16 protein-coding genes are annotated in these 20,816 nt (G+C 34.1%); 4 read left to right on the top strand and 12 right to left on the bottom strand.

Annotated features, from left to right (window positions below):
• The first annotated feature begins 13 nt into the window (after nucleotides 1-13).
• Nucleotides 14-2,032 (top strand): glycoside hydrolase family 97 protein, encoded by a 2,019-nt coding sequence (locus GIY83_RS04200; RefSeq protein WP_208684975.1) that lies wholly within the window; start codon nucleotides 14-16, stop codon nucleotides 2,030-2,032.
• A gap of 240 nt (nucleotides 2,033-2,272) precedes the next feature.
• Here GIY83_RS04200 and GIY83_RS04205 read toward each other — a convergent pair whose 3' ends face one another.
• A complete protein-coding gene (locus GIY83_RS04205; RefSeq protein ID WP_208684976.1) occupies nucleotides 2,273-3,190 on the bottom strand; it encodes a hypothetical protein in 918 nt (305 codons plus the stop codon).
• 464 nt (nucleotides 3,191-3,654) lie between these two features.
• On the opposite strand from GIY83_RS04205, the gene GIY83_RS04210 reads away from it, so the two are divergent.
• Nucleotides 3,655-4,866 carry a hypothetical protein gene (locus tag GIY83_RS04210; RefSeq protein ID WP_229029210.1) on the top strand — a complete coding sequence of 404 codons (1,212 nt, stop codon included), beginning with the start codon at nucleotides 3,655-3,657 and terminating at the stop codon, nucleotides 4,864-4,866.
• A gap of 75 nt (nucleotides 4,867-4,941) precedes the next feature.
• Here GIY83_RS04210 and GIY83_RS04215 read toward each other — a convergent pair whose 3' ends face one another.
• Nucleotides 4,942-5,376 carry a DUF6526 family protein gene (locus tag GIY83_RS04215; RefSeq protein WP_208684978.1) on the bottom strand — a complete coding sequence of 145 codons (435 nt, stop codon included), beginning with the start codon at nucleotides 5,374-5,376 and terminating at the stop codon, nucleotides 4,942-4,944.
• Nucleotides 5,377-5,647: 271 nt separating this feature from the next.
• On the bottom strand, nucleotides 5,648-6,172 hold the full coding sequence (locus GIY83_RS04220; RefSeq protein WP_208684980.1) for a DNA-deoxyinosine glycosylase: 525 nt from the start codon (nucleotides 6,170-6,172) through the stop codon (nucleotides 5,648-5,650).
• Nucleotides 6,173-6,392: 220 nt separating this feature from the next.
• Here GIY83_RS04220 and GIY83_RS04225 point away from each other — a divergent pair, with 220 nt between their 5' ends.
• Nucleotides 6,393-7,418 carry an AraC family transcriptional regulator gene (locus GIY83_RS04225; RefSeq protein ID WP_208684982.1) on the top strand — a complete coding sequence of 342 codons (1,026 nt, stop codon included), beginning with the start codon at nucleotides 6,393-6,395 and terminating at the stop codon, nucleotides 7,416-7,418.
• A 345-nt stretch (nucleotides 7,419-7,763) separates the two neighbouring features.
• Nucleotides 7,764-8,714, top strand: coding sequence for a bifunctional helix-turn-helix transcriptional regulator/GNAT family N-acetyltransferase (locus GIY83_RS04230; protein WP_208684984.1), 951 nt, complete (start codon nucleotides 7,764-7,766; stop codon nucleotides 8,712-8,714).
• A gap of 57 nt (nucleotides 8,715-8,771) precedes the next feature.
• Here the strand turns inward: GIY83_RS04230 and GIY83_RS04235 are convergent, their stop codons facing one another.
• The 9 genes from GIY83_RS04235 to GIY83_RS04275 all read right to left on the bottom strand — a co-directional run bounded on the left by GIY83_RS04235 (nucleotide 8,772) and on the right by GIY83_RS04275 (nucleotide 20,362).
• On the bottom strand, nucleotides 8,772-9,971 hold the full coding sequence (locus GIY83_RS04235) for an FAD-binding oxidoreductase (RefSeq protein ID WP_208684986.1): 1,200 nt from the start codon (nucleotides 9,969-9,971) through the stop codon (nucleotides 8,772-8,774).
• Entirely contained in the window at nucleotides 9,968-10,456 is a 489-nt protein-coding gene (locus GIY83_RS04240; protein ID WP_194618303.1) for a low affinity iron permease family protein, read from the bottom strand. The genes GIY83_RS04235 and GIY83_RS04240 overlap by 4 nt, the downstream gene beginning before the upstream one ends.
• Nucleotides 10,457-10,462: 6 nt before the next feature.
• The gene (locus GIY83_RS04245) at nucleotides 10,463-13,282 is read right to left on the bottom strand and encodes an AsmA family protein (protein WP_208684988.1); all 2,820 of its coding nucleotides are present in this window, start codon (nucleotides 13,280-13,282) and stop codon (nucleotides 10,463-10,465) included.
• A gap of 79 nt (nucleotides 13,283-13,361) precedes the next feature.
• The gene (locus GIY83_RS04250; RefSeq protein WP_208684990.1) at nucleotides 13,362-14,255 is read right to left on the bottom strand and encodes an MlaD family protein; all 894 of its coding nucleotides are present in this window, start codon (nucleotides 14,253-14,255) and stop codon (nucleotides 13,362-13,364) included.
• A 25-nt stretch (nucleotides 14,256-14,280) separates the two neighbouring features.
• Complete coding sequence (locus GIY83_RS04255) at nucleotides 14,281-15,066, bottom strand: ABC transporter ATP-binding protein (protein WP_208684992.1); 786 nt, start codon at nucleotides 15,064-15,066, stop codon at nucleotides 14,281-14,283.
• Nucleotide 15,067: 1 nt separating this feature from the next.
• Complete coding sequence (locus GIY83_RS04260) at nucleotides 15,068-15,826, bottom strand: ABC transporter permease (protein WP_208684994.1); 759 nt, start codon at nucleotides 15,824-15,826, stop codon at nucleotides 15,068-15,070.
• 253 nt (nucleotides 15,827-16,079) lie between these two features.
• Entirely contained in the window at nucleotides 16,080-17,324 is a 1,245-nt protein-coding gene (gene fabF / locus GIY83_RS04265; RefSeq protein ID WP_208684996.1) for a beta-ketoacyl-ACP synthase II, read from the bottom strand.
• Entirely contained in the window at nucleotides 17,324-17,881 is a 558-nt protein-coding gene (locus tag GIY83_RS04270; RefSeq protein ID WP_208684998.1) for a TetR/AcrR family transcriptional regulator, read from the bottom strand. Before GIY83_RS04270 ends, fabF begins: the two co-directional genes overlap by 1 nt.
• 204 nt (nucleotides 17,882-18,085) lie before the next feature.
• Complete coding sequence (locus tag GIY83_RS04275; protein ID WP_208685000.1) at nucleotides 18,086-20,362, bottom strand: glycosyltransferase; 2,277 nt, start codon at nucleotides 20,360-20,362, stop codon at nucleotides 18,086-18,088.
• Nucleotides 20,363-20,816 lie beyond the last annotated feature (454 nt).

Raw genomic sequence — 20,816 nt, forward strand, 5'->3', positions numbered from 1 at the left:
ATACAATTAAATAATGAAAAACATAAAATATAGATACTGTCTAATCGCTTTAGCATCAATGTTGATGGTTGCCTGCAGTACTAAAAAAACATTCAAAATAAGTTCTCCCGGAAAAAATACCGAATTAGTTTTTGAATTAACTCCGTCAGGTCAGCCGCAATATAGTTTAACATCAAAGGGAAAATCAGTTATAGAACCTTCATTATTAGGATTTGAATTTAAAGGAATCCAAAAAATGACAGAGGGTTTTGAAGTGGTTTCCACCGAAGAAAAATCGGCTGATGAAACCTGGGAACAGCCTTGGGGTGAATTCAAAAAAGTGAGAGATCACCACAACGAACTCATTGTGCATTTGAAAGAATCAAAAGGAGAAGAACGCTTGGTTGATATTATTTTCAGGGTTTTTGATGATGGTATTGGTTTTCGATACGAATTTCCAAAACAGCCTAATTTAGGAAAAGTAGAAATTTCAAACGAAATCACGCAATTCAGCTTTAAATCAGATAATGATGTTTGGTGGATTCCGGTGCATCGCGAAAACAGCTATTATGAGAGTACCTACCGTAAAACGCCTGTGAGTAAAACCGATACGATCAATACACCGGCAACTTTAGAAACCAAAGAAAAATTATTTGTGGCCATTCACGAAGCCAACCTAACCGATTTTGCCTCAATGACGTTACTTAAAACAAATGACAAACAATACAAAAGCGAATTAGTGCCGTGGGCCAATGGTGTAAAAGTATATGCCCAAACGCCTTTTAGAACACCATGGAGAACTATTGTAGTAGGGAAAACTCCCGGCGAAGTGGCGACATCTACTATTATGCTGAATTTAAATGAACCATCGAAAATTGAAGATCTTTCCTGGATTACACCGTCTAAATATATCGGGATTTGGTGGGGAATGCATTTAGAGAAATTCACCTGGGGACAAGGGCCAAAACATGGTGCAACGACTAAGAATACAAAACTATACATTGATTTTGCTGCGAAAAACAATTTAGATGGGGTTCTGGTAGAAGGCTGGAACGAAGGCTGGGATGGCGACTGGACTGCCGATGGTTCTTCTTTTAGTTTTGTAAAAGCCTATCGGGATTTTAATCTTGAAGAAATTACAAAATATGCCGCTATGAAAAATGTTCGTTTAATAGGACATCACGAAACGGCGGGAGCTACAAAACATTACGAAAGCCAGTTAGAAGATGCTTTTAAATTGTATCAAAAAATGGGCGTAAATACCGTGAAAACCGGTTATGTAAATAAATATCTGGATAAAAAAGAATGGCATGATAGCCAGTACGGAGCACGTCATTACAGAAAAGTAATGGAAACTGCAGCCAAATACCATATTATGATCGACAATCACGAGCCTATAAAAGGAACGGGATTACAGCGTACCTATCCGAACTTTATGACACAAGAAGGCGGAAGAGGTCAGGAATACAACGCGTGGTCGGTTGATGGAGGAAATACACCGGAACATTTAACAACTTTGCCTTTTACCAGAATGCTTTCCGGCCCGTTTGATTATACACCGGGGAATTTCAATTTTGATTATAAAACACCTTCGGGAGCAAGAGTGCAAACGACTTTGGCAAACCAGTTGGCCTTGTATGTTATCATTTTTAGTCCGTTGCAAATGGCTTCAGATTTACCGGAGAATTACGAAGGCAAACCGGAATTTCAGTTTATAAAAGATGTTCCGTGCAGCTGGTCAGATACCAAAGTTTTAGATTCTAAAATAGGAGAATATACCACTATTGCCAGAAAAGACTGGAGCGAGAAAAACTGGTATTTGGGAGCTATAACCAATAGTTTTGCCAGAAACCTAAAAGTAAATTTATCATTTTTGGATGCCGGAAAAGAATACGAAGCCGAAGTCTATGCCGATGGAGCTGGAGCAAATTATAAAACGAATCCGTATCCTGTGAGAATTTCAAAACAAAAAGTAAACAGTAAAACAGTATTAGATCTTAAGTTGGCAGCTGCAGGAGGAACAGCTATAAAATTTACTCCAATAGAAGAATAAGTTAGTAAGTTTTATTTTGAGTTAAGTTTAAGTTTGAGCAATAAACCCGATAGCTGTAAAAGTTATCGGGTTTGTTATATTTTTAAAGTGTCAGATTGAAAAATCAATAAACGAACTTTGTATTACTGAGTATTTTATGAGAAAAAATAGTAGCGAACTTTGGGGTTGTTTTTTTTCTTCATTTCATGACAATCTAACTAAAATCAAAAATTATAATATCTTATATGGTTTAAGATTTTATTAATGTTTGTAAAACTTTACATGATTTCCAAAGGCATATGTTGCAGTTAATGTTGGGCCATTGTATCCCCATTTAAAATAACCGTTTAGTCTTTCTTTTTCTGCATCAACCCGAATGTTTAAGCCTGTGTAACCCGCTGTTAAACTAAAGTTTTTGTAGACATTATACAATACAGATAAATTATAGCTTAAAATACGTCCGTCGATATTGTCTATTTTAATGGCGAAGTAATTGACATTGGCATAGAGTCCCCATTTTTTTGCTAATACAATTTCTGTCCAAAGTCCCAGATCAGGAAGAGGTGCAGTAAAATCAAAATCGTCCCTGTATTCTACTGCAGCAGTAACTCCTTCTAGTTTTATCCCAACATCAGCAAGCATGATGTGCGCCCCTATAAGTGCCCCAATTTCGTACTTGGGTTTAGATACAAAAGCGTATCCGTAGGTAATTCGATAAATTTGGTTGTCCATAAAAGCTGAAACTCTCGCATTTACAGGATAGGTATGATCACCAAATTCTATTTCTTTTTGAAGGGTTTTGCTGGCGGTTCTTTTCAAATAAAAGTATTCTGCACCAAGTCTTGATCTTCTTGAAATTCTCCATTCAAATGCACCAGCAAATGATGTGGTATTTTTGTTAAATCCAAGATCTTTTTCAAAATCAATCATGTTTCCAAAATCACCATTATTACTTCCCACTTCTACCTGTGTATTATTGGTGGGAAAAAAAACACCGGCAGTTACTTTAAATCGTCGGCCGTGCCATGTTAAATCTGCTGGATCATAATCCTGGGGTGGAGCCTCTGAATTATTTTGTAATGTAGGTAAAGGTTTTTCTACCATTATCTCGGCAGTAGTCTGAGCCTGAATTGTAGTGAAGAAGAGGGAAACTATCAAAAAATAAAATAATTTTTTCATGAGACTTATTTTTAGATTTTATTGATAAAATTTTAACATTTAAAGTTAACAAAAAAAATCATTCATTTTTCGTTTTAGAGTTTATAATTTGAATAATTTATCTGAATATCAGTATATTATGTTTTTTGTGGGTGTTGTCTCTACAGGTAATCAATCTAAATAATTAGCTCTAGTTTATTTAGAATCCTTTTGTTTCCAGGAAAATGTTTGGCAAAAACATCTCTCGCACACGTGAGTCGCCTGATAGATTAGAGCAAGCTACCAAAGTAGCGCGGATAGTTCAATAGCGTACTGATAAGAGTGACTCTAGGGCAAAGTAAATTTGCCCTCTTATCGAATGGTGATAAGCCCAACTTTTTTAAAGGTTCTAAATGACTAAGTTTTATAAGTTCTAAGTTTTATAAGTTCTAAGTTTTGTATTTGTAAAGTTTTAATTGCGAAGTAATAAAGGTTTTGTTTTTAAAATGGATTCTCTATATTTGAGTGTAAATCTGAAAACAATTATGGATAAAAAATTAAAACAATACCTTGTAAAGTCTTTCGTAGTACTATTATTGATTCATCTGGGCTATTTTTTATATGGCTATTTTAAGTTTGAAGGAATTGGGAATATCGATATTTATACTGAGTTTTACAGGTTTAAGTTTTATGATGATGTCTCTATTTCCCACTTTTTTATAACGGGTTTGTTTTTGCTTTTCTTTCTGATTTTTTTACTTAAAAATCATTCGAAACAAAATTATTCTTTTACAAATCTGCTTAAAATAGGAGCTTTATTATTGCTGATTTCGTTCTTTAGTTTTTCATTTTTTGTTAGTTATAGTTTTGGAATGAACGCTAAGATGAGAACGGAATTGTCTGAATACAAACTTAATAAGGACAAAACTTTACTAAATGTTTTACGTCCGTTTTTGTATAATTATACGTCGTATAGTTCAGAGAAATTATTTAATCCGCTTAATATTTTATATCCAAAACCATATCCAGTTATGGAGGTTGTTGACAGTGTGATGATTCAGAACGATAATTATATTACCGAAACGAATTATTATAGCATTGATACTTTGAAGATGTTAACGACGGATTTGAATAAAGTTTCGTCTGCAACCAGTACGATTTTGGATAGTATTGGTTTTGGTAAAAAAGAACTTTTGGAGCGTATCATCAAGAAGAATGTTATAAAAGACAGTACTGAAATTATCTACAAAGGTATGCGTGTAAATCCTGACTACGATGAGAATATTTGCATCTTTGTAGAAAATAAAGCTTTGTACAAGCCTGTAAATGGTGTTGCGATAGAGAAACAACAATATGATGCTGCGGTAAAGAGATACAAGCTGCTTTATAAAATTAAGCAGGATTCGTTACTATATAATTTTAAGCAACTGGATACGCTTTTAAGGAAATACAAAATCGAAACAAGCCTGATGCCTAAAGATTTGGCGAAAGATGTCAGATTTTATCAAAGTCATGCCAATGAACCTTTAAACGCGATAAGAAATAATTTTGACAGAAAGGCGCTAACAGACAAATTTAATACTCTGGAGCGATTATTCTATGAACCAAAATATCTTCACCCGACTATTATCGAAATCTTCTTTGGCGTTGTTTTTGGCGCGTGGCTGATAGGTTTCTTGATTTATATTTTGTTTAATTATAAAAGAAAAACAGTATAAATAAACATCAAATGGAGCTTTTTATTTTTTGACATTTAAATTGATTTTGCCATTACCATTGTCATTTAAAATTTGTTAAACCCTATTGTAATCGGCTTTCCAGTGCACGATGGCTTTTTTTATGGCATCTCCGCTCAGGTTGTTTTTCAGCGCATCTTCTACAAGTGGCAATAGTTCATCATCCGGAGCAAAACGAAGGCCGAAAATTTGATCGTCGGTTAGTTTGTATTCGATTTCCTCAAATCTTTTTCCGGTAAGGGTAAAATAACGGTAGCGAAGTTCGAGACGCACGATTCGGTTTTGAAGAATTAGGGCATAATGCTGACGCAACATAAAGGCAAGGCAAAATAAAAATACAAAAACAACGCTGATAAAAGACCATATTAATGTATCGTTTGTGGTAAAAGCAAAGTAAATACTTGCTGCCAAAAATATTGTAAGAATAGGATAGTAAACAAAATGATGCGGTGTGTAAAACCGAATATGGTTGTAGTAAGTCTGAATTTTCATAATTATTTCGTTTATGGTGTGATATTAAAAAACAAAAGCTACCCTAAAAAATAGAATAGCTTTTTTTCCAAAAATAAACTAACATAACCAATGTTCTCTTTATAATTAAACTTTTTTAAAAGTTCTCTTAGTAGTATCTATAGTTAAAAAAAAGCCTCACGCTGCATTCTCTTTTTCAATGGCTTTAATTTGTTTGGTAAAATTAGTCAGGAGGTGAAAAAAAGCTGTTATATTTTAAAATGTAAATGTTATATTATTTCAACTTTTTGGGCTAACGGGTTATTTTATTGTCATAAAATTTATTCTTTTCTAATTGTAATGCACTTATAATTTTCCATTGGTCTAATTTAGACTCATAGCTTTTGCTTGCATTTGCCGGGCTTGTAGAAGGTAAAGTGATGAGTTGATAATCTTTCTTTAAATGAACATATTTTTTAAAGAAAGCGGCTGCTTTTTGTCCGTTGAATAATATGGTTTTAATGTTGGGATGCTGTTCTAAAAACGTTTCGAAATCATTGGCAATCTCATTTTTTATAGCGCTGTCTAAACTCCCAACCCTGTCGCAAAACTGCAAAACATCCCATAGGGCAATTTTGTTTTTTTGCAAAAGCGCCTTTTTAGTTTCGTAATCATTCGAAAAGTCTTCCTTATAAATCGCGAACATGAATTTCCAGAAATTATTTTGGTTATGGCCATAATATTGGTTGAGTTCTAATGATTTTGTTCCGGGCATTGTGCCTAAAATCAAAACATTAGCATCATTATGGGCTATAGGGGCGAAAGAAAAACTTTTCATATATGATATACTAATTCTAGCAGAAAGGTAAAAAAAATTACTGTTAAAAACATCATCCATAAGTAATTATAAAACAATTTAGAAAAATTATATAACATACGTGGCTGACTTGTGAGCGAACTTTGATTCGTAGATTTTTAGAAATCCTATACCATAAAACGGACTTTCTTTTTTTTTGTAAATCTATATAAAATGATGTTGAATTTAAATCCCATGCAAGATGAAAATAGTTACTATAAACACAGAAAGAATTCAAAATATTTTTGATGAATTACATACAAACTTCGGCGGTAAAGTAACTTTTGATTTAGACCAATACACGCTTGAAACCAACAATAGTTTTGCAAAAGGTGCTATAATTGGTGCCTCTTTTAATGATAATATTTCCTACGTTCAGTTCGATATGACTTTTGCTTCGGATGTTCGAATGGATATTGTAAATCCTATAGAATCACCGGTTTATTTTGCCTATTGTTCTAAAGGAAGTTTGTCGCATAGTTTTGGCACTACTGGCGAAGAGCGAAAATTTAAAACATTTCAGACCGCTATTGTCACCTCAAAGAAAAATCAGGATAATGTCCTGTTTTTCGAAAAAGAAAAAAAAACAAAATTTACCTTAATAATAGTAGGAACTCAGGTTTTGCACCAAAACCCGGACAATTCTCTGAATCAGAAAGTAAAAGAAACTTTCTTTGAAACTGAGGCTGTTCAGGATTTCTTTTACGTGGGTTCTTATAACCTGAAAATTGCCGAAAAAATCGAACAATTGAATGCCATTACTCAAACCGGAATTGTTAGGAATCTTCTAAAAGAAGGAATTCTGCGCATCATCCTGGCAATGGAAATTCAACAGCATACAGACGATTTAAGTATGAATTCTAAAGATACAAATTGCCTGACGCTACGCGAAATGGAGGAAATAAAAGAACTCTCTGAAGCCATCAAAGCCAATCCGGAGGAAGCTTTTACCATTAAATCCCTAAGCAAAAAATCAGGTTTATCGCCAAACAAATTACAGGAAGGTTTTAAACTGATACACAACAGAACCGTTAACGATTATATTACCCACATGCGCGTTCTAAAAGCTGAAATCTTAATCAGAACTTCTGATCTTAATATATCCGAAATCGTTTATTGTATTGGTTTTACCAGCAGAAGCTATTTTTCAAAAATATTCAAACAAAAATTCAATTGCAGCCCAAAAGAATATAAATTCAATTTGAATCCACTGGCTATAACAGCTTGATTAAAAATTGCTAAGTCGCTAAGATTTTGAGTTGCTAAGTTTTTTGACATGCAAACAATTATATTAAGACATACATCTGCTTCTTTTTTTATGTTTATAATTTTCTTTAGGAGCTGCTTACTTTGTCTATTGGCTTTGATCGAGTCCTGTGATCTGTTTCAGTCTTTTGTGCTAAACATCACTACAAAATGATTTCCATTACCATCAGGGCTATGAGACTCGTTTTCATAAAATAGTTTCTTTTATTTTTAAGTATTTCAAAAAAAGGAAGATTATTAGCAACTTAGAACCTTGCTATGTAAAAAATATATACATTTGTATAATTAGTTATGTAATTGATTATATATGGAATTTTTCGACAAAGTAGGCAAGGTGGCTTTAGGAAGTCGCTTACGTTTAATGACGGCAATTATCACAGATGATGCTGCCAAAATATATGAGGCTTATGGTATGACTTTTATGCCAAAATGGTTTCCTGTTTTTTATACCCTTATGGATGAAAGGGAAATAACCATTACAGAAATTGCCAACGAAATTGGTCATTCGCAACCATCGGTAAGTAAAATTATTCAGGAAATGATCACTGCCGGATTGGTAGAAGAAAGCCTGAAAAGCAGTGATAAGCGTAGAAATATTGTGGGTCTTACAGCGCAAGGATGGGAATTTTCAAAAGAATTAAAACTACAATTAAAAGATGTAGAAGCAGCAGTTGACAGCTTAATAACCGAATCAAAACACAATCTTTGGGCAGCATTGGAAGAATGGGAGTTTCTATTAGAACAAAAAAGCCTTTTTAAAAGAGTAAACCAAGCAAAGAAAAAGCGCGAAAGCCAGGATGTGCAAATTGTAGCATTCGAACCTCAGTATCTCGAAGCTTTCAAATCCTTAAACATAGAATGGATTTCGACTTACTTCGAAATGGAAGAAGCTGATTATAAAGCTTTAGACAATCCTGAGCAATATATCTTAAACAAGGGCGGAAAAATTCTGGTGGCTTTGTACCGTAATGAACCCGTAGGAGTTTGTGCACTTATTAAAATGAAGGATTCCAACTATGATTTTGAAATGGCAAAAATGGCGGTTTCGCCAAAAGCCCAGGGAAAAAATATTGGCTTTTTATTAGGTCAGGCAATCGTAAACACGGCCAAAGAACTGGGGGCAAACAAAATATATCTGGAAAGTAATACGATCCTGAAACCCGCCATTAACTTGTATTACAAATTAGGTTTCCAGAGAGTATATGGTTTAGCAACACCTTATAAACGTTGCAATATTCAGATGGAGTTAATTGTTTAAAAAAGTTGCTAAGTTGCTAAGAAAAAAACTTAGAGACTTAGCAACTTAGAATCTTATTTATCTCCCAAAACGATAATACTCTAAATCCTGATTCTTTTTATTATTAATAGAATCCATAATCGAGTTCATGCCTATAACGCTAAAGGTGATCCCATTTCCTCCAAAGCCCAGAACGTAGTGTTCGTTTTTGTTGGGGTCTGGTTTTCCAAAATAAGGTAAGCCATCTTTGGTTTCTCCAAAAGTTCCTGCCCAGGAATAATCAATTTTAAAATCGATCTTGGGGAATTTTCTCTTAAAATGCCTTAAAAGATATTGCTCTTTTTTAGGCAATAATTTATCACGTTTTTTTGCATCTTTAAAATCCTCATCGCCGCCGCCCATTATAATCCTGTTATCTGCGGTTACTCTAAAATACAAATAGGGTGAAGAAGTATCCCAAAAAATGGCATTTTTAAAGCCTGCTGGTAAAACTTCTAAATTCTCTGAGGCAATGACAAACGTACTTTTTAAGTCTACTACCTTCTCGGCTAGTGTTTCGGTGCTTTCGTAACCGCTGCAATGAATAATATGTTCTGCGGTGATGGTGAATTTATTTTCGGTATGGGCAATAGATTTTGCTTTTTGATGGTGGATCGAGGTAATATTGGTACGGTCATAGATAAGCATTCCCTTTTTTTTGCAGTAATGCAGCAAGTCATTGGCAAGTTTATAAGGATCCATAACCGCTGCAGTTTTAGATTCTATCGCTGCAATGGCATTTAAGCCCATTTTTTCAAGATCCCATCGTTCGAGCCAGTTAACATCAAATCCGTGTTCTTTTCGGCATTTAAATTCGTTCTTTAAAAACGGAATATCCTTTTTTAAAGAACAGTAATAAATACTTTTTTTAAACTCGAAATGACAGTCACTTTTTATGGTGTCTATAATAGTTCGTAAATCAAAAATGGCTTTTTTTCCATTTTTGTAACTGTCCACAGCGCATTCTGTACCTCTAATTTTTATGAGTTGATGCAGCGGCACATCGATTTCATATTGGAGCAGGGCGGTGCTTGCGGCAGTACTTCCGTTAGCCACGTCGCGGCGATCAACTAGTATGACCTTTTTGCCTTCGGAGATTAATTTATAAGCAATTAAGGCTCCGGTAATTCCTCCGCCAATAATTAAAATTTCGGTAGTATGATCTGAATCAATAGACGGATAACTGTATGTCATGGCACTTTTTAAAGGCCAGAAAGTTTCAGAGGAACGTAGTTTCATTTTTTGGTTATATTTCGGGTGCGTAATTTAGTTCTGTTTTTGTCTTTGCGTTCGTGCTGTTCAGAGGCTTCTGCAATAGAATGTGAATTTCTGATGCTTTCGTCTTTTTTGGCCAACTCGCTAAGTTTATGATAATATTTCTGAACTATTATCATTTCTTCTTCGGTCATACTTTCAATATCAACCAGACTGTTGCTGGAATATTCATTTGAAGCCACCAATTCATTTAATTTTAATTGAATCGCAAGTGAATCTTTGTTTTGGGCTTTCTGAATAAGGAAAACCATCAAAAAGGTAATAATTGTTGTTCCGGTATTAATGACCAGCTGCCAGGTTTCGGAGTAATCAAAAATAGGTCCTGAAACTGCCCAAACTACTACAATTAAAAATGCACCTATAAAAGCGGTTGTACTTCCTGCTGCTTTAGAAACGTGGGTTGCAAACTTTTCGAAAGAACTGCCTTTCTTTTGTTTTTTAGTTTTCATTTGAATTTAACTTTTACGTTTACTTACTTTTTCTTTGCGAATCACTTTGTTGTGTTTTTCATCATAAACGGCGTCATAAATTTTTTGGCCTGTTTTACTAAAGATTTTAATTTTAGGATCCTTATGTGTTCCGGTAATAACAATTGGAAATCCGATAATACCAAAAGGAGGTAAACCCAATCGCATACGTAAATCTAAAAGCCCGTCGAAACTTGTGGTTCCTTTTATGGTAGGTCTAAAACCAGCCACGCTAAAGGTGAAACCTTCAATATGAATTAAATTATTATCGATAGTGGAATTGATTTCGATTCCTTTCAAATTAGGATCGTTCAAACCTTTTTGTCCGGTTTGAGAACTAATGCCATCAAATAACTTTAATCCTTTGACTTTTACATCACGTAAATTCAATTTTCCCCCACCTTCAAGAGAGGCATAAATTGGACTCATGTTTCCGTCTAAATCGCCTTTTACTTTATAATCTACAGAAATAATTCCCTGTGCATTTTCTGCTGCAGTTACCATATCATGAAACATCGGAATTTCTTTGTAAGCTCTCTGAACGCTAAAATCTTTGGCCGTAAAATGAGCATCAAAGTGCGCAGATGTTGGCGATTCATCTTTGTATGTAGCATTGACCCCTACTAAACAATCGATAATATTAAAATTGGCATTTTCTAAATAAAAACCATCTTTTGTCATTCCGACTTTACCGAGAAGTTTGTTTAAAACCAGTCCGTTATACTCTACTTTATCTGCATTTGCGGTAAGTGCAACGTTTAGGTTTTTGGGTACAATAACCACTCCGCTCATTTTTGGGTGATCTTCTTTGGCGTATTCCACTTCAAGATTACGATCTGTGTTTTCACCTTTTTTAAGGGCCATAAATTCATCCACATTGATCAGTTTGGATTTCATTTTAAAATCCCCGCTTAGGGTTCCGTGCGATTCGAGAAAGTAATTAATGGTATTGAGTAAATATCCGTTTATGGCAAAATCTGATTTTCCGTAAAAAGCATCAAATTTTTCAAACCACATTTTCTCATTCTGAAAACGGAAGTTTCCTTGTTTGATAAAAAAAGCTTTCGGGAAAAGTTCTGATGTAGCTTTGATGTTTTTTAAAATAATAGTTCCTCTATTATCCAGTTTCTCATATTGCCCTTTTGTGGCATAACTTTGTTTTCCTCTGAGCGAAAGATCTGCTTTTGCATAACCCGTTACATCAAGTCCTTTTTGAGAGAAAACCTGATAAATTCGTCCAATGTTTAACTCTCCTTTTATTTTGGCATTGTAAGCCAGATCACTAAAATCAGATAAGGTTGCATTTACATACATTGGGTTTCCTTCAAAAACAAAGGATGCAGGAGCAACAGCCACAATCAAATCCTGAAAAGTTCCGGCTTTGTTGAGCACATTGGCTACAAAAGTGATGTCTTTTATAGGATTAGGATACGAGTCGGTTTTTAGCCAGCCGTTGCGCAATGAAATTCCGCCAATTGTTTTAGGGAATAATTTTTTCGAAGTACTAAAAACTCCTTTGGCCTGAATGTTTGTTTTTAAGGTTCCTTTTAGATCAATAGTGCTTAAACCCAGAGCAGCATCAACTGTAGCTAAGTCTAAATCTCCTTTTACGCTTGCATCGACAGTCATTTCGTTAAAACCTTTGCTGTGTAAATAAGCGTTGAAATAGTCTTTTTGGCCTACTTTAAATTTAAAAGTATCCAGATTTATTAATAATTTTTCGATATCTAATGAAGGTAGAACAGCATTTAGATTCATCTGAAAATCGGTAAGCGGGGCAGGAGCATTTTGGTAATTGATCGCGCCCTTGTCTATTTTTAAATTAAAAGCTAAATCGGGTTTTTGTTTTTTGGCAACATTGTAATTTCCTTTAAAAGTAAATAGTAAATCACTATTGCCTGAGATTTCGGTTTCATTCATCCAGGTTAAATATTCCGGAGGCATTACAGAAAACAGATCTTTAAGCGTAGTATTTTCAGATGCCGCTTTGATATTAATTTTATATCCATCTCTTAAAATGGTAAATAAACCAGTAAATTTTAAGGGTAATTTATTGATTCGTAATTCATTTTTTTGAAGAATAAACGAAAGTGCATGAGTATTAATTCGGGTAATTAAATCAGCACGAACTTCTTTTTTTCTAAGATAAGCGGTTCGGTCGTAATAGAAATCGACATTATCGATTTGGGCATCCGTATTCAAATCAAAAATATCTTCACTCAAATTTCCTTTTCCAACATAATTAAAACCTTTTGCATCAACCAGGATTTTGGCTGAACGATCGTTGTATTTTACATGACAGTCCTCAAGATCAATTCGTTCGAGTCGAATGGCAGTTCCTTCTTCGGGGGCATTAGGATCGTCCGGTTTTTTATCACGATCTTCCGGAGCCACATAAATATTATAATTGGCCTGTCCTTTTTGGTTGACCATTATATTGATTAAGGCTTTAGAAACATATAATTTATTAATTTTTACTTCATTATTAAAAATCAATCTCTTTAGGTTGATACCAAAGGCTACCTGTTCTGCTTGTAGTAAAGTATCATTGCTAAAGGGGGCCGATCCTGTCATGGACAAATCATCCAGAGAAACAGTCAGGGAAGGAAAGTGTGTAAAAAACGAAAGTCTGGATTTTGAGAAATCCAGTTTAGTGTCTAATCGTTCGTTGGCGATTTTTTTTACTTCTGCAGCAACGGTTCCGGGAAATAGCAAGGGTATCAAAAACAATAATAGCAAGATACTTGCTATTACTATTCCTGTTACTTTTAAGATTTTCAGGCTTATATTTTTATGTGAGGTTTTCATTGTATTTTAATTTATTCCATATAATTTACATGGATCGATTTTAAAATAGGGCTCATAGAATAAACAAACGAGGTATTTTTTATTTTCCTTTTTCAGCTTTTTTAGCTTCTTCGGCTTTTTGTTTTTCCAGTTTTTCTTTTTCTTCTTTGGCTTTCTCTGCTTTTTCCTTCTCTGCTTTAGCCTTTTCTTTTTCGGCTTTTTCAGCTTTCTCTTTTTCTTCCTTAGCCTTTTCTTCTTTCTCTTTTTCTGCCTTTTTCTGCTGTTCTTCTTGTTGCTCTTTTATTTCCTCTTTTTTCTTTTCTTTTTCTTTCTCTTTTTTCTTAAAGTAACCTTTAAGCAGGAAGTTGCTTTTTGCGGCTTCCATATTTTCGCTAAAACCTTTTGTACCTGATTCTAAGTTCGAAAGGGTATTGGAAACGCTGTTGGCCATTTTATCATCACGAACTAATCGTGCCAAAGCACCATTTCCGGTATTCATACTATGGCTAAAAATCGCAAGTTCATCGGTGATTACAGCAGCATTATCAACACTTTTTTTCACGCTTTTCATTAAATCCTGCATCTCAATTCCGTTTACCGAAGCAATTGCACCACCATTTTCTATAACTTTTGTAGATTTAACTCCTGGAGAAATAGTCAGTACTTTATCACCCATTAATCCGTCAGAACCAATACTTGCGCGGGCATCTGTTTTAATAAATTCACGAACTTCATCTTTAATGACCATTCTCACTACAACCGAAGAATCGTTTATTAATTGAATTTCTTCGACTGTTCCGATATTAATTCCTGAGAAACGAACATTATTTCCCACCTCTAAACCGCTTACGGTTTTAAACTGTGATGTGATGTTGAATGTTGATCCAAAAAGATTTTTTTGTTTACCAATAAAGTAAATTGCCATTATAAAAAGCAATAAACCTATTGTTACAAACATTCCTAATTTCCAAGTATATCCAGATTGCTTATCCATGATTTCTAATTATTTATTTTTAGTATTATTGAAAAAAAGAACGGACCCATTGGTCTTCGTCTTTTTCTAGTTCTTCGTATGTTCCTTCGGCATGTATTACACCGTCTTTTAAAACCATAATGCGGTCGGCGGTCAGTTTGGCGCAAGCCATATCGTGGGTAATAATGATTGATGTTGTTTTGCGTTTGTGTTTGATATCCAGAATCAATTCGCTTATTTCACGAGAGGTTATCGTATCTAATCCTGTTGTGGGTTCATCATACAAAATGATTTCCGGTTTAAGGATTAAAGTTCTGGCAAGGCCAATTCGTTTTTGCATACCGCCTGATAATTCAGAAGGCATTTTATCAATTGCATCACTCAGCCCTACATTGTCCAGGGCTTCCATTACTTCACTTTCAACTTCTTGCGGAGTTAAATCTCTCTTGTGTTTTTTTAATGTAAAAGCCAGATTTTCGCGAACCGACATTGAATCGTATAAAGCGCCACTTTGGAACAAAAATCCAATACGGACTCTAATTTCATTGAGTTCCGGTTTTGTAAGGTTCAGTACATTTTCATCAAAAACTTTTATTTCGCCTTTATCAGGTTCAATTAGCCCCACAATACATTTTATCGTTACCGATTTTCCTGATCCGGAACGTCCTAATATTACTAAATCTTCGCCTTTGTTTACCGTAAGATTTACACCTTGCAGGACTTTGTTGTCTTTACCAAAAGTTTTATGCAAGTCTTTAATGACAATAATAGGATCTTGCTTTTTGGTTTTAGCAACTTTATCTTTTTCTATATTTTCTTTTTCCTTAATCATCTTAAAAAAATAAATCGGTTATTTGTACAGCAACCATATCAATAATAAAAATGGTTAACGAAGCGGTTACTACTGCAGAGTTTGCTGCTTTACCAACACTTTCGGTTCCGTTAGAAGCATTAAATCCTTTATAACAGCCAATCATTCCTATAAAAAATCCAAAGAAGAATGTTTTAACGGTTGCGGGAATTAAATCTAAAAATTCGAGTGATTGCAGGATTTGGGTCAGGTAGCGGTAAAAGTTTACATCTCCGTGAATATTGATACCTACATATCCGCCAATAATACCTACCGCATCAGCAAAAAATACTAATAGAGGTACCATCAAGGTACAGGCTAATATTCTTGTTACTACTAAATAGTTATAAGGATTGATGGCAGAAACTTCCATGGCATCGATTTGTTCTGTTACTTTCATAGAACCTAATTCGGCACCAATTCCTGATGAAATTTTACCTGCACAAATTAAAGCTGTAATCACAGGAGCAATTTCTCTTATTAAAGAAAGAGCGACCATACCCGGTAACCAGGATTCTGCTCCAAATTTTACTAAGGTTGGCCTGGATTGTAGTGTAAGTACCAAACCCATAATAAAGCCGGTAATAGCTACCAGCGGTAATGATTTATAGCCAATAACATAACATTGTTTCAAAAACTCTTTTGTTTCGTAAGGCGGAATAAAAACCTCCTTAAAAAACTGCTTTGCAAACACTGTTGCGTTTCCTATTTCTGTGAATGTATTTTTTAGAGTAAGTATCAAAATACTATATTTTTAAGTTAAAGCTAATGCATGAAAATCAACGGTTTAAAAGGTTGTATACCCCTTGATTATTATAACTTAAAATTAGTTTAGAAGTACAGAGAAAATCTTACACAACTTTTTTAGAAGTTTATATAATTAACATAATCAAACACAATAATTATAATAAAGTAACGTTGTCGGGAAAATGTTAAAAAACAAAAAATCCCTTTAGAGAAAGGGATTTCATACTTTAATTATGTGAAGCGATGAACTATTCTGTAAATTTTTTGAAGATTGAGCTGGCAATATGTCCTCCAAAACCAAAAGTATTGCTCATAGCATAATTTACGATTCGTGGCTGTGCTTTTTCAAGAGTTAAATTAAATTTGTCTTTAAACTCAGTTTCTATTGTTTTGGTATTTATGGTAGGCGGAACTATGTTTTGCTGAACGGCTTTGATACAAGCAATGGCTTCTATAGCTCCGGCAGCTCCAAGTAAATGCCCGGTCATTGATTTTGTTGCGCTTATATTGGCATTGGGATTTATTCCGAATACTTTTTCCATTGCTTTAAGTTCACTTAAATCTCCGGTTGGGGTAGAGGTAGCGTGAGCGTTAATGTAATCGATTTTGTCTGGCATAATTTGAGCTTCTTCTAGAGCAAGTTCCATCCCTAGAATTGCACCTTGGCCATCAGGATGTGTTCCCGTTAGATGATAGGCATCGCCGGCTAAACCTCCTCCAACAATTTCGGCAAGAATCACAGCATTTCTTTTTATCGCATGTTCGTAGCTTTCTAAAATAATCGCACCGGCACCTTCGCCTAAAACAAATCCATTTCTTGTTGCATCAAAAGGACGCGAGGCTTTGGTAAAATCATCATTTAAAGTAGATAATGCTTTTGATGCATTAAAACCACCAATAGAAGATTCTGTAATGGAAGCTTCAGAACCACCACTAATAATCATATCAGCTTTGCCCCAACGGATGTAGTTAAAGGCATCTATAATTGCGGTATTACTTGCAGAACAGGCAGAAACCGTAGTGTAATTAATTCCGCGAAGTCCATATTTAATAGAAATTGCTCCAGAGGCAATATTAATAATTCTTTTAGGGATGAAAAACGGACTAAATCGGGGTATTCCGTTTCCTAATTTATATTCGCTTATTTGTTCTTCAAAAGTAGAAACACCGCCATCACCGGAACCCCAGATAACACCAATTCTATTTTTGTTTAAAGAATCAAAATCAATATTAGCATTTTTAATAGCTTCATCCGTTACATATAATGCGTATTGGGTAAAAAGATCATATTTGCGAATTTCGTTTTTTTCAAAAATATGCTGAGGATCAAAATTCTTTACTTCACATGCAAATTTGGTTTTGAATTGTGAGGTATCAAATTTGGTTATTTCTGCCGCGCCGCTAACACCATTTATTAGCGAATGCCAATATTCAGATACACTATTTCCAATAGGAGTTACAGCTCCTAATCCTGTTATTACAACTCTTTTCATTATTTCTTAGGTCTTAATTCTGTTAATATAGTTTCTTTTACAGCTTCAAAATCATCTTGACCTGTAACTCTAGATAGTTGCACGATTGCGACCATATTGGTGATTATCATTAATGCTTTTGTTCGTGGACTAATTTTAAAATCAAATATTTTGAGTTCTTTTCCTTCTGTTAAGATCTCAGTTATCCATTCAATTACGAGTGTGACAAATATTTGTAATTCTGTTTTTATAGTTTCGTCGAGCGTATTTAAGTCTGTAGATAAGGAACCAACAATACAAATTTTATTCTCCAGTTTTATTTGAGAGTGAATCGCAAGGAAAGCTTCAAGTTTTACCAACGGACTTTCGTTGATAACTTTTAGCTTTAAATTTTCATATCTGACAACATGCTCTTTTATTGTTGCTACTCCCAAATCTGATTTTGTTGGAAAATGATAATGAATAGAAGCTGTTTTGATGCCTATATCATTAGAAATGTCTTTGAAACTAAATGCGTTATACCCTTTGTCTCTAATAAAATTATCTGCTTTTTCTATAATTGTTTCTCGTGTTGTCATGATAATAAATTTGAAAAACAAATATACTACCTATTAGTAGATAGGCAAGTAGATTATGATTTATTTTTTATTAGTTTAAGAATTATTTGCCATAGTAAAGTAAATAAGGTTCTGTTTTGAAAAGATTATAAAACAAAAAATCCCTTTTAGAAAAGGGATTTTTAGGGTCAATAGTATATTTAGTTAGAATATATGGTAAATCAATTATGAATTGATGGCAATTCCGGTTTTAGCTTTCATGAGCGGAATCACTTTTATTTCTGCTATCTTAAGGTTCTCCATTAATAATCGGGCAGTTAAAAAGCATACCGTAGATTCGGCTCCCTGATTGAGGTTGACATTTTCTTTTTCAAGTCCGTCATAACCACCGCCACTTATTGGATTGTACATGATTTGACCAAGATGATTTTTGCCTAAAAACCAATTAAAGGCCATTTTCATTTTTTGCTTGTATTCAGGAGTACCAAAAGCGCTATAAAATGAATTTAAGGTATGAATAGTATAGGCAACATCTATAGGCTGTTCTCCGTATTCGTGCACTTGCTCTTGCGAATCTCTGTGCAGCCATCCGTTATTGGAAATTACCTTGAAGTTTTTATCCTTAAACATTTTCGACATCAAAAAGTCAAGAGAGTCTAAAGCTACTTTTTTGTAAATAGGTTTATTGGTAGTTAAAAAGGCGAAAAGCATAGATTCAGGTAAAATTCCGTTTCCGTAGGTCATGTAATTTTCAAACCATTTCCAATCGTGCGAAGCGTGAATTTCATAATTAGAAAGCAATTTAGCATTCAGTTTATTGATAATTGCCGCTACATACAAGTTAGGAACAGCAGTATGGTATAAGTACAAGCCTTTTGTTGCAAAACCAATAGAACGTGGCGATTGAATACCCTCGGCCCATTTTAATGAGTTTAGTAAACATTGAGAAGCTTTTTTGACAATCGCTTCAGGTAAAATTTCTTTATTGGCCACTACAGTTCCTAAAGCCCAGATCGCTCTTGCATTAGAATCTTCCAGGTTTACTTCGGCATTTTGCTCGATATGTTCGCGATTTTCCTGATCCACATAATTGATAAAGTTTCCTTTTGGCTGTTGGCAGCGAATAATAAAGTCTAAGTATATTAAAATATAGGCTAAATCTTCTTTGTCCTGAGTAAGTTTATAGTGCATGCAAATCGCAATTAAAGCGCGTGCATTATCATCGAGTGTATATCCTGATTCTAAATCCGGAATCGAAATTTTGCTAAACTGAATAATACCCAAATCAGTAGTCATTCTTTTGATGTGCCCTAACTGAATCGATGGATAATTGTATTTTATTTCTGCCGGATTATCAATCAATTGTTTGTAAGTGTCCATATGAGTAATGGCTACATTTTCCCAAGATGAAGCTCTGGTTTTTCTAAAGGCATTAATTCCCATTTCTTCTCTTAATTCATCATTTGAAAGTAATTTAATGGCTGCGTCAGCAAACTGATCTACTTCTCCGATGTCAACTAATATTCCAGAATCAGGAGTTAAAACCTCTAAAGTATGAGGGATTTTTGAAGCTACAATAGGGCAAGCACAACTCATCGCATAGGCAAAAGTTCCGCTCACTGCCTGATTAGGATCTTTTGATGTAAACAAATAAATATCTGCCGCTTTTAGGTAATCCAAAAGTTCATTAGTATCTAAATATTCATTGATAAAACGAACGTGATCCTGTAAATTTAAATCGGCAACAATACCTTCAAGTTTATCACGATACGCATCAACGCCGTCAATAATTAAATTAGGGTGTGTTTTGCCAATAATTAAATACAGTGCATTGGGTGTATTTTCGATAATTTTAGGAAGGGCTTTTAAACCTGTTTCGATATTTTTACCTTCTCCTAAAAGACCAAACGTAGCTAGTACTTTACGATCCTGAATATTGAATTTTTCTTTGGCTTGTTGTGGAGCTTCGTAAATTACAATATGGGTTCCATGTGGTACACAAGTGATTATATCTTCATCGATGTCATAATCTCTCATCAAAATTTCTTTTGACTTATTGGTCATAACAAAAACTGAATTACTATAAGAAAGCAAGAGTTTTACAAATGTTTTTAATTCCTTATTTGGATTTTGAATCACACTATGAAACGTATAGGTTAAAGGTTTTTTAACCTCATTCAAAAAATCTAATAAATAGTCTCCGTAATTTCCATCAAACAAACCAAATTCATGTTGAATATGAACCAACTTTACCGCCTTATCTTTATTAATCTCAAGAGCGACTTTGGTATATTCCTCTTTGTTTTTTGTGTTTAATGTATAAGCCTGGGTTGGTGTTTCTTTTGGTTCTTTTACTAATTCGCAAATTTCGCATGTAATTGATTTACCAAAAACATCCGTAATTCCTTTAATGGTATCTTGTGTATAAGTCGCGATTCCGCATTGTGTTGGTGGAAATGTAGATAGAAAAACTATTTTTGATTTATTTGATATCGTTTTCATTGGGATTCTTTTTAGTTCAGTTAATAAGTCATTTTGGTACATATAAGAATATGAATTTGGCCGTTTCTGAGCTACTTTCATATCTTTTAAAATATTTATTTAAAATTACCTTAAGCCCAAAGGCTCTATTAATCCAATCAATCAAAAAATTAACTCAAAAGCGTTTATGTGGGAATTTTGTAACGAAAATGGGGAATTATAAAAGTAAGTCAAAATTCTGATTAATAGCGGATTGCGATCGGAAAATTGCATTTAGAGATAGCGAATTTTGTACGAATTATGGAACTTTTAAAAAACAAACAAATCAGATCATAAAATGTCAAATTATTAACTAAAAAATGAGATTATCTTAGTGAGTGAGTTTACAGTATCGGTTTTCAGTTTACAGTTTTACTGCAACTGAAAATCGAAACTTTTTTTATTGAGACTATAACTGCGACTAAAAACTGAGACT

The organism is Flavobacterium sp. SLB02 (assembly GCF_009664855.1).
In the GTDB taxonomy this organism is placed as follows: Bacteria; Bacteroidota; Bacteroidia; order Flavobacteriales; family Flavobacteriaceae; genus Flavobacterium.

Excerpts from the sequence above, each read along its gene's own strand:
- GIY83_RS04275 (WP_208685000.1), bottom strand. The coding sequence starts at position 20,362 with ATGAAAACGATATCAAATAAATCAAAAATAGTTTTTCTATCTACATTT.
- fabF (WP_208684996.1), bottom strand. The coding sequence starts at position 17,324 with ATGAAAAGAGTTGTAATAACAGGATTAGGAGCTGTAACTCCTATTGGA.
- GIY83_RS04240 (WP_194618303.1), bottom strand. The coding sequence starts at position 10,456 with ATGAAAACTAAAAAACAAAAGAAAGGCAGTTCTTTCGAAAAGTTTGCA.
- GIY83_RS04215 (WP_208684978.1), bottom strand. The coding sequence starts at position 5,376 with ATGAAAATTCAGACTTACTACAACCATATTCGGTTTTACACACCGCAT.
- GIY83_RS04270 (WP_208684998.1), bottom strand. The coding sequence starts at position 17,881 with ATGACAACACGAGAAACAATTATAGAAAAAGCAGATAATTTTATTAGA.
- GIY83_RS04225 (WP_208684982.1), top strand. The coding sequence starts at position 6,393 with ATGAAAATAGTTACTATAAACACAGAAAGAATTCAAAATATTTTTGAT.
- GIY83_RS04230 (WP_208684984.1), top strand. The coding sequence starts at position 7,764 with ATGGAATTTTTCGACAAAGTAGGCAAGGTGGCTTTAGGAAGTCGCTTA.
- GIY83_RS04205 (WP_208684976.1), bottom strand. The coding sequence starts at position 3,190 with ATGAAAAAATTATTTTATTTTTTGATAGTTTCCCTCTTCTTCACTACA.
- GIY83_RS04255 (WP_208684992.1), bottom strand. The coding sequence starts at position 15,066 with ATGATTAAGGAAAAAGAAAATATAGAAAAAGATAAAGTTGCTAAAACC.
- GIY83_RS04250 (WP_208684990.1), bottom strand. The coding sequence starts at position 14,255 with ATGGATAAGCAATCTGGATATACTTGGAAATTAGGAATGTTTGTAACA.
- GIY83_RS04220 (WP_208684980.1), bottom strand. The coding sequence starts at position 6,172 with ATGAAAAGTTTTTCTTTCGCCCCTATAGCCCATAATGATGCTAATGTT.
- GIY83_RS04245 (WP_208684988.1), bottom strand. The coding sequence starts at position 13,282 with ATGAAAACCTCACATAAAAATATAAGCCTGAAAATCTTAAAAGTAACA.
- GIY83_RS04200 (WP_208684975.1), top strand. The coding sequence starts at position 14 with ATGAAAAACATAAAATATAGATACTGTCTAATCGCTTTAGCATCAATG.
- GIY83_RS04235 (WP_208684986.1), bottom strand. The coding sequence starts at position 9,971 with ATGAAACTACGTTCCTCTGAAACTTTCTGGCCTTTAAAAAGTGCCATG.
- GIY83_RS04210 (WP_229029210.1), top strand. The coding sequence starts at position 3,655 with ATGGATTCTCTATATTTGAGTGTAAATCTGAAAACAATTATGGATAAA.